12 protein-coding genes are annotated in these 14,698 nt (G+C 44.2%); 3 read left to right on the top strand and 9 right to left on the bottom strand.

All coding sequences use genetic code 11. The features are described from left to right. Positions 1 to 107: 107 nt before the first annotated feature. The 4 genes from CLV93_RS08005 to CLV93_RS07990 all read right to left on the bottom strand — a co-directional run bounded on the left by CLV93_RS08005 (position 108) and on the right by CLV93_RS07990 (position 3,432). Positions 108 to 692, bottom strand: coding sequence for a hypothetical protein (locus tag CLV93_RS08005; RefSeq protein ID WP_106541661.1), 585 nt, complete (start codon positions 690 to 692; stop codon positions 108 to 110). 15 nt (positions 693 to 707) lie between these two features. After that, on the bottom strand, positions 708 to 1,487 hold the full coding sequence (locus CLV93_RS08000) for a hypothetical protein (protein WP_106541660.1): 780 nt from the start codon (positions 1,485 to 1,487) through the stop codon (positions 708 to 710). Next, entirely contained in the window at positions 1,474 to 2,295 is an 822-nt protein-coding gene (locus CLV93_RS07995; RefSeq protein ID WP_106541659.1) for a DUF7946 domain-containing protein, read from the bottom strand. The genes CLV93_RS08000 and CLV93_RS07995 overlap by 14 nt, the downstream gene beginning before the upstream one ends. Positions 2,296 to 2,373: 78 nt before the next feature. Continuing rightward, on the bottom strand, positions 2,374 to 3,432 hold the full coding sequence (locus CLV93_RS07990) for a DUF6414 family protein (RefSeq protein ID WP_106541658.1): 1,059 nt from the start codon (positions 3,430 to 3,432) through the stop codon (positions 2,374 to 2,376). A gap of 1,011 nt (positions 3,433 to 4,443) precedes the next feature. Between CLV93_RS07990 and CLV93_RS07985 the strand changes: the two genes are divergently transcribed. Then, entirely contained in the window at positions 4,444 to 5,163 is a 720-nt protein-coding gene (locus CLV93_RS07985) for a DUF6261 family protein (RefSeq protein WP_106541657.1), read from the top strand. An 810-nt stretch (positions 5,164 to 5,973) separates the two neighbouring features. Then, positions 5,974 to 7,302, top strand: coding sequence for a Gfo/Idh/MocA family protein (locus tag CLV93_RS07980; RefSeq protein ID WP_106541656.1), 1,329 nt, complete (start codon positions 5,974 to 5,976; stop codon positions 7,300 to 7,302). A 611-nt stretch (positions 7,303 to 7,913) separates the two neighbouring features. Here the strand turns inward: CLV93_RS07980 and CLV93_RS07975 are convergent. The 5 genes from CLV93_RS07975 to CLV93_RS20590 all read right to left on the bottom strand — a co-directional run bounded on the left by CLV93_RS07975 (position 7,914) and on the right by CLV93_RS20590 (position 13,042). Next, positions 7,914 to 9,290 (bottom strand): sodium:solute symporter family protein, encoded by a 1,377-nt coding sequence (locus CLV93_RS07975; protein WP_106541655.1) that lies wholly within the window; start codon positions 9,288 to 9,290, stop codon positions 7,914 to 7,916. A gap of 79 nt (positions 9,291 to 9,369) precedes the next feature. Beyond that, positions 9,370 to 10,266, bottom strand: coding sequence for a lysylphosphatidylglycerol synthase transmembrane domain-containing protein (locus CLV93_RS07970; protein WP_106541654.1), 897 nt, complete (start codon positions 10,264 to 10,266; stop codon positions 9,370 to 9,372). Beyond that, a complete protein-coding gene (locus CLV93_RS07965; RefSeq protein ID WP_106541653.1) occupies positions 10,247 to 11,191 on the bottom strand; it encodes a glycosyltransferase family 2 protein in 945 nt (314 codons plus the stop codon). Before CLV93_RS07965 ends, CLV93_RS07970 begins: the two co-directional genes overlap by 20 nt. A gap of 519 nt (positions 11,192 to 11,710) precedes the next feature. Beyond that, positions 11,711 to 12,289, bottom strand: a complete 579-nt coding sequence (rbr, locus tag CLV93_RS07960; protein WP_106541652.1) for a rubrerythrin — start codon at positions 12,287 to 12,289, stop codon at positions 11,711 to 11,713. 33 nt (positions 12,290 to 12,322) lie between these two features. Then, complete coding sequence (locus tag CLV93_RS20590) at positions 12,323 to 13,042, bottom strand: flavin reductase (RefSeq protein WP_106541651.1); 720 nt, start codon at positions 13,040 to 13,042, stop codon at positions 12,323 to 12,325. 270 nt (positions 13,043 to 13,312) lie between these two features. Here CLV93_RS20590 and CLV93_RS07950 point away from each other — a divergent pair, with 270 nt between their 5' ends. Next, positions 13,313 to 14,653, top strand: a complete 1,341-nt coding sequence (locus CLV93_RS07950; RefSeq protein ID WP_106541650.1) for a Gfo/Idh/MocA family protein — start codon at positions 13,313 to 13,315, stop codon at positions 14,651 to 14,653. The last annotated feature ends 45 nt before the right edge of the window (positions 14,654 to 14,698 follow it).

Genomic DNA, 14,698 nt, shown 5'->3' with positions numbered 1-14,698 from the left:
TCTCTATCATCAACCGGCGGAATCTTAGCTTCCAGCTTTTTTATGGTATTTTGGGCAATGCTGTTAGAATTGGAATGAATCTTACAAAATTCCTGGTAACATCACTACTATTTAATTCGATACCCGACTTTAAAGCCCGGAATTATGTTTGAGAAGGCAGTTTCCTCAACATTTCTCATGAGCAGAGAGTAACGTAAATTGAGGTCTATCGTAATTCTCTTCCCGATGGTTCTTCTAAACCCCCATCCCGCATATATTCCGGAAATAACGTCATGTAATCCATCGTTGTTAACCGTTTGTAGTTTGATTCCGGGGGTCGTAACCTCTGCTCCGGCAAAAAAGTAAGCAGCACTATTATTGATTGTTTTTCTTCCTTTTTCCTGTCGTTTTAACAACCGGTAGTACCAGCGGTAGTTAACTTCTGCTGTTGGCAGAAATTCAAAATATTCTACATGAGAAGTTGAGCCAAAGAAAGAGTTATCGTAGGAATAAGAATCTCCATACGCAAGAGAAATATTAAATCCGGCACGATAACTCCAGGTTGTTACAGGAGAAATTCTAAACTCTTGTTCAAATGAAGGATATAACGCATTTATTTTGGTCATCTTTTTTTCAACACCTTCCGTTGCGTTTTGTGCTGCAGCGGTTATGGCAAATAGACAAGCTATAAGGGTCAGTGAGAGTGCTTTCATAAAAATTGAATGATTTTAATACCAAGGCAAATAAATACTTAGATATATTTGCTTGAAGGTTAGATAGATTGTAAACGTTATTAAAACGACCAGAAATACGACTTCATGATTTCTGAAAACCACTTCCTTCTTCTTAACAAGGAATACGATCACTCTACTTATAATCAAAACAAATATTATTCCCCACAAGATGTATATTGAAGTACGGTCCGTGGTTATTCCCATTTTCGATAAATCTTCATATTCAAAGCCATTGACAGCACCTTTGACCCTTCCTTTGAAATTCCAGTTTCCTTTCTCTATCTCAGAATATAGAACATGAATTATTATGCCGTCATTTTGTTCGAGTGCTTCATTGTTTAAGAGCGAAAAATTAACATAAGAATCACTGGAATCTTTATTGTATATTTTGTATCCAAATTTAACACCAACTCTACTTGAGCGTTCTGTACTAACTGATAGAATTTTGATTTTCCCATCATTGGATAGTGTCATTGGATTGCTCGGTATAAAATCACTAGCATCAATAAACTGCTTCCCACTATTCCAAACAATTAATTTGATATAATATAGATTCTCATATTTGGTACTATCCCAGAGAATTGACATTTTACTTGCGTCTTCAGTGACTTTAGCAACCAATTCTTGTTTTGAAATATAATAAGATGGTTTTTTGTCTTTTGTGCCTAATTTGTAAAAAATAAAACTTATCAAACCACCCAAGAGTAGCAGTACTATGGGATGCTTAATAAAGTTCCCTATTTTCTTGAAAGAGTTCTTTTTAATTCTCAACATAATTCTTTACTCCAACAATGATATATCGTTTTATATTATCTAAATTGTCACTAATCACTTCGGCATCCAACAGTATTTTTCCATTATTATCTCTAACTGTATTATGCAAAGACCATGTAAGAAGTTCTTTCATTCGCACACTTAAATCATTACTTAGATTAAAAGGTATAGTTCTTCCTTCCTCATCATCATAGAATCTGCCATATCCACTCAAAATATTATATTTTGTGACATTACCTGAAATGTTCTCTTGTATACCTACTTCATTTTTTGAATACACATAGTTCAGTGTGTCATTGTCAAATTCAATTATTTTTCCAATTCTGGGGCGACGTATTTCGATTTTTACGTCGTGATTATGAAGTATCGGTCTGTGCAACTGTTGTAACGGTCTTTCAAGGACGTTAGCTATTTCCTGAGTGAATAACTCATTTTTTGTAGATATCTCTTTGGGAATTCGTTCTTTGGGCTGATATTCTTTGCCTACTGCGGATTTCCAGGTGTAAGCTATCATATCCCAAAATGCAGCAGTAATGACACTTGCTCCAACTACTTGTACCGCCGTGTTTTCAAAGAAAACTGAAACTAATTCTACAAAACTTCCTTTTTGGGGGGGATGTAAATAAAACTTTACATTAGGAATAGAATCACCTTTACTTCTTACTTCACCTTCAGTTATAAGTGCATGTGTTGAAATTGCTAGTGCCTTAGCTAATCCATGTATTGAAGCTCCCGCATCATATAAATCTAATTTGTGTTCGTCTGCTTTTCCGCCAGTATATTTAATTGAGAATTTGATTTCTGCCATCTTAATCTTCGTGTATTATATTGAAATAATTTTAGTGTAGGTATTTACAAATCAATAACGTTATTCTGATGGATATCACTATGTTGTTATTGTGTTTCCCTTTATTTTTACTTCTCGGTAAATTGCTATTGGACTTATCGCAATCTTTGGATAATTAGGAACGAAGAAGAATTTCTCAAATGCTTCGAATGAATCAAAGACATTTCTAAAAGCCTTATCAAAATGGCTTTCGTCACTTAATTCACTTTCATCAAATGCAAGAAACTCATCGCTATGATTGACCCTTATATCTTCTCTTCTGGGACAAGAAGTTATTATTCCTAGTATGGTTAGTTTTATATTTGGCTTTGATCCATATGTAAATATCGTATTTTCAAAGGAGCCGTCAAGCATATACTTGGCCTTGAGGTTTGCAAGAATTTGAAATTCGCTAAAATCATCTAATGGTAATAATCTAAAGTTTAGCCTATTCGGGGAAAAGGTGTCCAAGAAAGTTTTGACCTTCTCAATCCATCCTTCATCGAATAGGTGTATCTCGGTTTCCTCTTTAAGGAGTCTATCGAGATTTTTTTCAATGGCTTTTATTTTCGCTAATTCTTTTGCTCTGATATTCCTCTCATTATTCAGGTTCGCAGCCTTTTTAGCATTTGCAAGCTGTTCTTGGAGAGCAATAAGTTCTGGATTTTCTAATAATTGAGACTCATAAATCAATCTTTGAATGTCGTTAAAATTCGAGAGGATTCGCTTAAATCTCTCAAAGTCTTCAAATCCACCCCAACCTGCTGCTTTTATATAACTGTAATTTGGAATTTCTTCCATAAAATCATTAAAAGAAAGGCCTGTTTCGCCAAATTTCTCATTCAAATGAGTAAGTAACTTATTGTTTGATAAGTTTGCTTCAATAGAATTCAACATTTCATGGTAAAGACTAATTTTTTCAGTTTTAATTGTCTTCTCACGAGATTTTTCGCCAAGATTCCCTTTAATTATTTTTACATCAAAACCAAGTCCAGCGTTATCTTCACTTTCATCCTCTACGGCCCTTGAAATTTCACTTATTAATCCTTCGTTTAACTGACTGATTAGTGATTTTGCCTTTTCAATGTCGAAGTATATTAAGTCCTTTAATGATTCCATTGGTTTAGTTTTTCAGCAAGAAGCAAAATGTATGTATATAACAATTGCGTAGATATTCCTTATATGCGTTTTTAGAGTAGTTCATTTAAAATCTCATCTTTACATTGTAAAGCTTCTCAGTAAGAGTTTTTGTTTTTGCAAGCAATGATTGAGGTATGAGAGTATAAATCCCTGTTGTTTTAACTAACACTAATTTTAAAAAGATCAAATCTGTTTTCATTTCATTGGTCGTTTCGGCCTCTCAAAGTAGGAAATTTCCCCCAAAACCCCATTCATCACTTTTTCAAACTACCCCATTTCACCCCACCCAATTTTCCGTTCACATACCAGATCCGCACGTTCATCAAAAAGATTGATACGTTCATCAAAAAAATCGAGCTAGCTAAAATTTTTAATTTATATTGATTATACGGTTTTCGAGAGACAGATTTTAGCTGGATATATGTGAAGAAAGATGTTGGGAGTGAATGAACCGTTGTGGCGTTCATTGACCAAATGTACCTGTAGTATGTCCACTCCGGGCGGCAAATTTCCTGTAGCTGTAGAATGTATTCATGCACGTGAAATGAAGTACCTGTGCGGAGATAGTCAACTCATGCAAGCTGCATCGGGGTGTCTCTGTTCCGGAGAGTTGTTCATTGCACTGCAACGGGATAGCTAAGTTTCGGGAAGTTGTTCGTCACGCTGTAACGATGTGCCTCAATTTCGGGAGGCAGCTTGTCACGGCGTAAAGATGTGGCTCTGTTCCGGGGAACTGCTCGTCACGCTGCAACGAGGTGCCTCAGTTTCGGGAAGGTGTTCATTACACTGCAATGAGGTGTCTCAGTTTCAGGAAGCAGCTCGTCGCGTTGCAATGAGATGCTTCCGTCCTGGGGAGATGATTATTTCGGCGTCGCGGCGTAACAATTTATGTCCGGAGGATTTTCCCCGGTGCGGGCAGATAACCGGCGATGCAGGCAATCGGTCAGGCTCAATAAAATACTAACCCTAATTTCACTAAATAAATATATTATGGAAAAATTTGCGTATCGTTATCTGGATCAGGATACTGTGTACAATGTGACCAGTCGTTTCCTGGAACTCTTGAAAGCTGCCAATTCCGAAACCCTCGTTTTGACAGCCGTTATTACTCCCCTTGAGGCCGTATTTCTCGATTTTGAATCGGCATACAAGAAAGAGCGGAAAAGTGAATATACCGCTAAGTTAGCGACGGCCGACGAAGTGCGCGACCGGGCATACCTGGCGTTGCGTCATTACCTGGTGGCTTGCTCGTATGCCAGTTTGGACGGGTATTCTGCTGCAGCAGATACGCTGCTGAGCATTTTCAAAAGGCTGGGCTGGTCGATGCAGAATGAAGGGTACCAGACCGAGTCATCGCGGCTGGGCAACCTGATAGCCGAACTGCAGCAGGAGGGAAATGCTGCATTGCTAAACACCGTCGGGGGAACGGCCTGGCTGGAACGCCTGATGACCGCCGCGGATGCTTTCGAAGCTATCTACCAGCAAAAGCTAACCGCCGAAGCAGCTGATACGACCACGTCGGCCTACCGGTTGCGAAAAGTTTTGCAGAATCAAATAGAGATGAGCCTGTCGTGGCTGGAAGTGCAGCAGCAGTTCAACAAATCGGAAGAGTTGTCCACCCTCATCGGACAGGTGAACGAGTTAATCGCGAATACCATGGCCACCGCCCGGGCCAATGCCACCCGGAAGTCGTCGGTGGAAGAAGAATAATTGTGTTTTATTGGTTAGTTTTTCACTCATAAGTTTAGATTTTAGTTAAGTGTGAGTCGCCGGGCTGTTGTCCGGCGGCTCTTTTTGTGGATGGAACCCTGTCAGTGGTTTATTTTGGAGTGATGCGTTGAATTGGTTTTATTGCCCCTCCCGGCCTCCCCACCTGGGGAGGAGAGCGGTCGCGAAGGATGGTCGCACGGAACCAGGGGGCAGCGGTTCATTCAGCGTCCGTTTTTTATTGCGATGCTGGTTGGATTTTCGTTTTTGAATCAGGTCGTTGAGATTTTGCAGTGACGCGAGCCCTTCTCTATGATTAGAGAAGGGTTGGGATGAGTAGAAATTAATGCATGGATTTTATTCGAAGGTTTTACTACTCACCCCATTCAGAGGGTGTCTGAATTGCCCCTCTCTACGAGTAAAGAGGGGCGGAGCCGACGGTTCCATCAGCGTTCGTAATTCAATGGTTTTGTTGAAAGGTTTTGGGTTTGACGAATTCAGAACGTGAGAAATTATGACTCCGAAGTGGGTCAAATATTGTTAGCCCCGGGTGCCAACCCGGGGTTGGAATGAAGCGAGAGAATCGCGGTCGCCGGAAGATATTGATTGAAAAAGAAAGGTTGTTTCGACCGCAATGGATAGGTTGTGTGATTGGAATACCTATCCTGACAGGTTTTCAAAACCTGTCAGGATTGCTTTCTGTCGAAGAAATTCTCCACCCATACTGTACAATTAACATATATTCATTAATTTGTAGCCAGTTTTTCGGACACCAAACGCCGAACTTGTAACTTAACCTATTAAATGTAAACTATGGAAAAAGATGCGAAGAAGGGCGTCAGCCGCAGACGCTTTTTGGGGACTACCGCTGCCGGAATGGCGGGATTAGCCGTACTTCCGGGACTTTCCTCCTGTAAACAAAAACCTGCTGCAACAGACAAAACCATCCGCATGGGCTTCATTGGTATGGGCCGTCAGTCCATGTTCCTGCTCAACGGATTTCTGCAGATTCCGGGTACGCAAGTAGTAGCCGGTTGCGATGTGTATGGAAGAAAACGCAAACGTTTCGAACAACGCGTGACTGATTTTTATGCCAAAGCCGGTCAGAAAGCGGATGTGAAAACGTACGAAAAATATGAAGACCTGTTGGCTCGCGAAGATATCGACGCGGTGGTGATTGCCACCCCGGACCATGCGCATGCCATGATTGCTGTGGCTGCCTGTAAAGCCGGCAAGGATGTGTACCTCGAGAAGCCGATGACCTTCACCATCAAGGAAGGACAAGTGCTACGTCAGGCCGTTCGCGACAACGACCGCGTACTGGCCATCGGTAGTCAACAACGCTCCGATCCCAACTTCCAGCATGCTGTCGAGCTGGTACAATCGGGCAAGCTGGGTAAAATAACGAAAATCAATGCTTACGTAGGTGCACCGCCTACTCCGTATACGCTTCCGGAAGAACCGATTCCTGAAGATTTGAACTGGGACCGTTGGTTAGGCCCGTTGGCTGGTGATATTTATTTCAACAACGAACTGAATCCGCCTATTTCACTCGACCCGCCACAGGATGAGCAATTCTGGGGAGGCTGGCGCTGGTACAAGGAAACCGGTGGTGGTTTCACAACCGACTGGGGCGCTCACATGTTCGACATTGCCCAGTGGGGCTTAGGCATGGATGGTAGCGGTCCTATCGAGATTTCGCCCATTGGCGACGGCACCGAGTTCATGCAGTTCAAGTATGCCGACGGAGCCGTGATGACTTCCGAGCCTTTCGATGAGAAGCTGACCAAGGGAGTGAAGTTCTGGGGCGAAACCGGCTGGATTGAAGTAGCCCGTGGTTATTTCAATGCTTCTGACGAGAAATTTATGCCGGCGGAATCGGTAGCGGATGACGGTCCGTACGAAACCAAAATCCCGCACCAGGTAAACTTCATCGAAGCCGTTCGCGAAAGGAAAGACCCGGTTGTTCCGGTAGAAATCGGACACAGTAGTGCTACGGTTTGTAACCTCGGTAACATTGCCTGCGACCTGAAACGCACCATCAAATGGGATCCGGATACGGAAACTTTTGTGGATGACGAAGACGGTGCAGCTACCGCGAAATTGCATTACGAATATCGCTCACCCTGGACGTTGACTTAGTAGCCATAAGTATAGTTTATACGTTAACAAGACAGGTTTCTCAAGCAATTGGGGAGCCTGTTTTTTTGTCTGTAGTTTTAAGTGGGAAGTGTTAAGTTTTAAGAAAAGAGGAGAGATAATAGATTTTAGACAGGAGACAGACATTCCCCAGACTAAAAAATCCCAAAAGGATGAAAGGATATGAGCTCAGTGTGTTAACCCGGGGATAAAAATTATGCAAAAGTGATAGTGGTCGCGAGGTGGTGTTGATTGAAAATTGATGATTGTTTGCGACCGCAACTGGGAAAAACATCATCAGAGATTAAACTTACTATTAATCTGCCCTTACAGGGCGATATGTATTTCGCGACATATTCATCTCCCAAGGCGTTGCCATTGGGCTGAATTAAGCTGTCCCTCCGGGATGCAAGACTGGAGAGGTATGTTTGGAAATAGAAATGTATGTATTAATCCCGGCGGGATTGGAGTTGAATAGCCACCGGTTTTAACAAATGGTTGGCATAGTGCGCGGGAACCGCGGTCGCGCGATGATGATGATTGAAAAGCAAAGGTTCTTTCGACCGCAATGGATTCTGTCTCTTTTCTGATGTCTAAAATCTAATGTCTGGTATCTATTGTCTGGCGTCTTGTGTCTGATGTCTAACGTCTCGTTTCTTTCTACCGCTAAACAGGATGAGTGCATTCACAGCGAAAGCGGAAATGATGATCCAATTGCCAATCATCCGGTCGCCGTACAGACTGTAAACTTTTCCGGCTAATGCCAGGATACTTCCGGCTGCCATGGCCATGGTACTTTTTCTCTCGCTGGTGCGGAAGCCGAGTAATCCGGCTGCTGTTGGTACAATGAACGCACCGGAGAATACAGCCAGCGCAATCAGCAGCACCTGGATGATGGAGGTGACTTCCAGCGCCAGCAAAATGCTGAGTCCGCCCAGACCAAGAATAATGAGCCGGGTATTTAGTAATGAATTGTTGGTATCGAGTCCTTTGGAAATGGGGTCGCTGATGATAATGGAGGCCGTTAGCAAGGTGGTATCGGCGGATGACATCACCGCTGAAAGCAATGCCGCCATCATTAATCCGATGCCCCATTCGGGCATGACGTGAATAATAACCGGAATCAAAGCCGAACCGGTGTGGTAATCCAGGTAGGGATACTGGTAGCTGGCGAAAACACCGAGGAATGTAATCAGAAAAGCGAACGGGATGAGGATAATGGCCGAAAGCCTGACACTTTTACGGGCGGTTTCCTCACTGTCGGCACAAAACAGCCGCGAATAGATATCCGGTCCTACCACAAAGGTTGTCGAGTAGGAGAGCAATAGTACCAGCAGGTCCAACACATCGAAATGCTGGTTAAACGGAAATCCCATCGGTGTCATCTTTACCGGCGAAACCGGAAAATGAAAGAAAATGTAGATGGCTGAAATCAATACTCCGGTGAGGATAAATAGCGCCTGAAACTGGTCGGTCTTCAGGATGGAAACCTGTCCGCCGATGAGGGTATAGAAAACGAAAACCAGTCCGGCTCCTATCACACCGTAGCCATAGCCCAGACCGAAGAAGCTGTTCATGATTTTGGCTGCACCTATGATTTGTGCCGCCACGATGCCAATCCACGCCAGTGGAATAATAATGGAGGCGAGTGTCTTGGCTTTTGGGCCGTAAAAGTCGCCCACCAACTGCGGGAGTGTATACTTGCCGAACCGGCTGACATATTTGGCCAATGGTATGAGAACGATAAATCCGGCAGCCGCCGAAAGCATCAGCCACGAAGCCGCCCAGCCCTGCACGTACGCTAAGTTGACCGTTCCCAGGATAGCTGAACTTCCCAAAATGGTAGCCAGCATGGAACCGGTTACCTGCCACAAACTGCCCCGTTTCCCGGCAACGAAGAAATCACCCGTAGTTTTGATCTTCCGGGAGGACCGAATGCCCACCCAAATCATGATGACCAGATAAAGTACCAGGAAAACGTATTTAATCATGCAGCCGAACGTTTTGATGTGGTGCAAAAATCGGACAAAATATCGTTCTGCCCAAATGGTTTGCTTTGCAGTCTATTTTTCAGGAAACAGGCTCGGTTGCTTCATCAGTTTCACCTTCTTCCCGGAAGGGAGGACGAAATACCCAGACAATTCCCCAAAGCGATGCAAAGGCAGTAATGAGATAAAACATGAAGCTGAGCGCAATCGAAAGGTCGCTTGCCAGTCCCAATTGCTGCGAGCCATACAGGAAAACCAGTTCGCGGGCGCCGGCTCCTCCAATGGTAATCGGTAATGCCGCCGCAACCGAAGAAAGGAAGAAGAGGAACAGGTAATCGACCAAATTAGCCTGCTGATGGAAGGCCAGCAAAATGAACAAGGCAGAAAGCAACTGCGCGAGTTGTAGTGCCAGAGACCAACCGGTCAATGGTAGATGAATGCGCAGAAGCAGGGGAAAGAAGAGCTTTAGCAACAGCAAAAATCCGCCGTATACCAGAAAATATCCAACCCAGGCCCATTGTCCGTACGGAATTTGGATGGCCGAAAAGAAATAGAGCGTAATGGTAATAAGTCCGATAGCTACGAGTCCGGATACCCGGTCGATAACCACAGCGCCAAAATTCTTTTTCAGGCCGTTTTGCCGGAATTTGTTCACGAGGTAAATCTTGTAGCCGTCGCCACCAATTCCTCCCGGAAGGAACAAATTGTAAAACATGCCCATCCAGTAAAGCTTCAGGTTGAGCCACCATGAGAGGTGTGCCCCGCTTTCGCGGAAAAGGAGGTTGAGCCGGAAAGCTGCCAGTACTTTCGATAGCACAAAAAACAGCAAAGCCAGCAACAGGTATCCCGGCGCCGATTGCCCGAAAATATGCAGTACTTCCCGGAAGGAAATTTTGGAAAGTACCCAGGCAATGGCTCCTGCCGAAATCACCAGTTTCAGCAGGTTAATTCCAATCTTTTTAATTTGCTTCTTCTCCACCGGTTACCCGTCTTACTTTATAGGGTGCTTTATGTTGTGATTCGTAGTAGGTGCGCATCTGGTAGTCGAGCAGCAATCCCAGCGTGATAATCTGAAAGCCGATGAATAGCAAAATGATTCCGAGCAACAGCAACGGACGTCCCCAGATGTTTTCACCCATCAGTTTCAGGATAAAGAAGTAGAAGAGGATGGCGCCACCAGCCATGCCGGTGAGAATGCCGAACGTTCCGAAGAAGTGCATGGGTTTCTGCATGTACTTACGGAAGAAGAGCATCAGGATGAGGTCGCTGAGCACCCGGAAAGTACGTGACAAACCATATTTCGATTGGCCGTGAATACGCGCGTGGTGCTTCACATTTACCTGGTCAATTTTGGCTCCTTCATAGTGAGCCAGCACCGAAATGAAGCGGTGCAGTTCGCCGTACAACGGAATGCTTTTGGCCATATCAGCACGGAAAACCTTCAACGCGCAGCCATTGTCTTTGATATCTACTTTCGTCACCCGACGAATCAGCCAGTTAGCCAGTTTCGACGGAAGTTTCCGAAGAATGAACCCGTCTTTCCGCTTTTCGCGAATACCGGCAACCAAATCGAAATCGCCTTCCTTGGCCCGCTCGACCATCATAGGGATGTCGGATGGGTCGTTTTGCAAATCGCCGTCCATCGTCACAATGAAATCACCGGTTGCATAGTCTATGCCTGCTTTTAACGCCGGGCACTGTCCGAAGTTTTTCTTTAGTTCGACCAGCTTCAGGTGTGGATTATTCATCGATTTGATGACCTGGACGGTATTGTCGGTCGAACCATCGTCAACGTAGACAATCTCGAACGGGTAATCGGTTAAGGCTGCAGTTATTTGTTCAACCAGTGGCCGGATGTTATCTTCCTCGTTAAAAACGGTGACCACCACTGAAATTTTTTCCATGGACTCTGTTTCTGATTTGAGGCAAAATTAGGATTTTTGGCGATGTAGTCTAAATTTATGGCTGGGTAAAAATGAAATGGGAGTCATTCGGTTACCTTTTTTATGTTTTATGAATTTTTATGTTTTAAACAAGGAGAAAAATTTTATTTAGAATAAATTTTAATTGTGTAACTGGCGGTATTCTTGATTGTGTTGCTGTGTGTTTAATGGCTAGTAGAACAGTGATTTATGTGTAGATTTTGGTGCGTGGAGCGGTCACTTTTTTACGTGAATATTTGAAATTAACATTCATTAACAAACAAGGGTAATTGACAGTTAAAAAAAATATATATATTTGTAGAACCCTGTAGAAAGAGAAGTGGTCGTCTGTTTCTTACAGGGGGGATTTGAGGTTAAATAATTTTTGTTGGTGGAAAATTAAGGGCGGTATCTTTACCGCCCTTTTTCTTTGCCTTTACCTTGAGTTTTCACATAAAAAAAGGCCCAACAAAGGGCCTTGATTCGTTCGGGTATTCCCGGTTAATAATTTTCGTTTTCTTCTTCGAAATAAGCTTTTGGATGCAAACAGGCAGGACAACGTTCCAGCGCTTTCTCACCTTCGTGCACATAACCACAGTTGCGGCACTTCCAGCGAACTTTTTTCTCTTTCTTAAAGACTGAATCGTTTTCCAGATTTTCGAGCAGTTTCCGGTACCGTTTTTCATGTTCGGCTTCTACCTCAGCAATCTTACGGAAAGCCAGGGCCACAGCCTTGAAACCTTCTTCTTCGGCAACTTTCGCGAACTCCGGATACAAATCGGTCCATTCTTCATTTTCGCCCTCGGCAGCCGCCAGCAGATTCTCGTCTGTTGTTCCTTCTACACCGGCAGGGTAGGAGGCGGTGATTTCAACCATTCCTCCTTCCAGGAAACGGAAGAAGCGTTTGGCATGTGCAATTTCGTTCATCGCTGTCTCCGCGAAAATGGAAGCAATTTGCTCGTAACCTTCCTTTTTAGCGATTTTTGCATACATCTCATAGCGGTTCCGCGCCTGAGACTCTCCTGCAAAAGCTTTCAGCAGGTTCTGCTCAGTCTGCGAACCTTTGATACTTTTCTCCATGTGTTAATTGATTTTTGGTTTATTTTGGTCTGACTAATCTTTCTCGAACATGTCCTTGGTGGCTCCGCAAAGCGGACAAACCCAATCGTCCGGAAGATCTTCAAATGCTGTTCCCGGCGGAATTCCGGTAATCGGATCACCTGTTTCCGGATCATAATTATAATTACACATCTGGCAGGTCCAGGTTTCATTTTTGCCAGAGGCTTCTTCTTTTGGTTCCTCCTCCCCGGCCTCTTCGAGTTTCTCCTCTTCAATGTACGTCGGGGCGTTCTTCGGTGACAATCCTTTCCTTACTTCATGGTAATAGGCATAGGTCATCGGATTGGCCTCCGCGTCAATTACATCATAGTCGAGCACTTCACCAATGAAAAGAATGTGTGTGCCGATTTCGTGTGTTTCAACCACTTTGCAGTCGAACCAGGCTACCGAAGAATCGGTGACGATGGGAGCCCCGCTCTGTGCAGTGATATAGTTCACCTTTTCAAACTTGTCAATCTCACGGCTGCTTTTGTAACCAAAATTGCCAATGATTTCGGGCGAAGCATCTTCCCGTAATACGGAAAAAGCGAAAATACCGCTTTCGCGAATCATTTCCGACGTCAGGTTATCGCGGTTACAACTGATGGCGAAGCGTGGTGGCTTTGCTGTTACCTGGAAAGCCGTATTGGCAACATAACCACCCAGTTTATCTCCAGCTTTGGTCGAAATAAGGTATAGCCCATAGCTTACTTTGAAAAATGCATTGATGTCCATGGATTGTCGTTTTGGGTGAATAAGGCTCTAATTTAGGGATATTGAAGGGAAATAAACAGAATTTGAGAAACGGATTTATCGTTAATTACAGTTCATTTATAGAGATATTTTAAAAGTTAGATAGATCATTTTATTGGGTCGTTGGAGGTTAAAACAGGAGGCCAATGTTTGTATGTTTATGTTTATCAATACCTAAGCCACTTATTTTTTCCTTATATTCGTGTCGGTACCGAACACGGTACTACAACTAAACCAAACGAACTAACCAACATGGCGGAAAACAGACGAACTTTCCTGAAGAAATCGTCAGTGGGTGCAGTGGGCATCACAATTGGCGGGATTGGCATGTCAGCCAAAAGTTACAGCCGAATCATTGGAGCGAACGAACAGATGAACGTAGCCGGCATCGGAATCCGGAGCCGTGGTGATTACCTGGCCGGCGAATTCAGTAAAGCAGCCGGTGCAGTGGTAACCCATGTTTGCGATGTCGATGCCCGGTTCGTTGACAGAACCATTGCCAATATCAAAAAGGCTACCGGAAATACGCCCAAAGGTGAACGGGATATTCGTCGGTTGCTGGAAGATAAATCGATTGATGCGGTATTTATTGCGACACCTGACCATTGGCATGCACCTGCGTCGTGGATGGCCATGGAAGCCGGTAAACATGTATATGTCGAGAAACCCTGCTCACATAATCCGAAAGAAGGAGAGTTGCTGAAGAAATTTCAATCCCGTTACGGAAAGGTTATTCAGATGGGAAATCAGCAACGATCGGCTCCCGAAACCATCGAAGTGATTCGGGAAATCCACAACGGCCTGATTGGTGAGGTGTATCTCGGAAAAGCATTTTACAACAACAAGCGGGGAACCATTGGTATAGGCAAACCCGTTCCGGTACCCGATTATCTCGATTGGGAACTTTGGCAGGGACCGGCGCCGCGGGTTGCCTATCACGATAATTACCACCCGTACAACTGGCACTGGTTCTGGAATTGGGGAACGGGTGAAACGTGTAACAATGGAACACATGAACTGGACGTGTGCCGATGGGCGCTGCAGGTCGATTTCCCGGAGCAGGTAAAAGCCACCGGCGGTCGCTATTTCGATAAAGACGACGACTGGCAGTTTTACGATACGTTGCTCAATCACTTTGAATTTAAGGGCAACAAAACCATTACGTGGGAAGGTCAGAGTTGCAATGCGGCGAAATTGTATGGCCGCGATCGCGGTTCGGTGATTTTCGGGACAAAAGGCTCTGTTATAATCGACCGGGCAGGATATGAGGTGTATGATTTGAGTGGTTATAAAATCCGGGAACAGAAAACCGGCAAAACATCCAGCACATCCGATACCGTGGGGACCGGCGATGTGATGGCATTGAATCATATCAACAACTTCCTCGATACCGTTCGGGGTAAGCACGTCGAGCAACATTCTCCTATCGACGAGGCACACAAATCGGTTTTGTTATGCCATTTGGCGAATATCGCCTGGAAGATGAATCGACCGCTTACATGCGACGAAGAAAATGGTCACATTTTGAAAGATAAGGAGGCGATGGCGATGTGGGGCAGAACCTATGCGAAAGGGTGGGAGCCCAAAATCTGAAAAGTGAAAGCGATTATTTTTTCAATATAGCATAGAGTGATGGTA

The sequence above is a fragment of the Prolixibacter denitrificans genome (assembly GCF_003014495.1).
Taxonomy (GTDB): domain Bacteria; phylum Bacteroidota; class Bacteroidia; order Bacteroidales; family Prolixibacteraceae; genus Prolixibacter; species Prolixibacter denitrificans.
The sequence above is the reverse complement of the archived record's forward strand: the minus strand, read 5'-3'. Positions and strand labels throughout refer to the sequence as shown.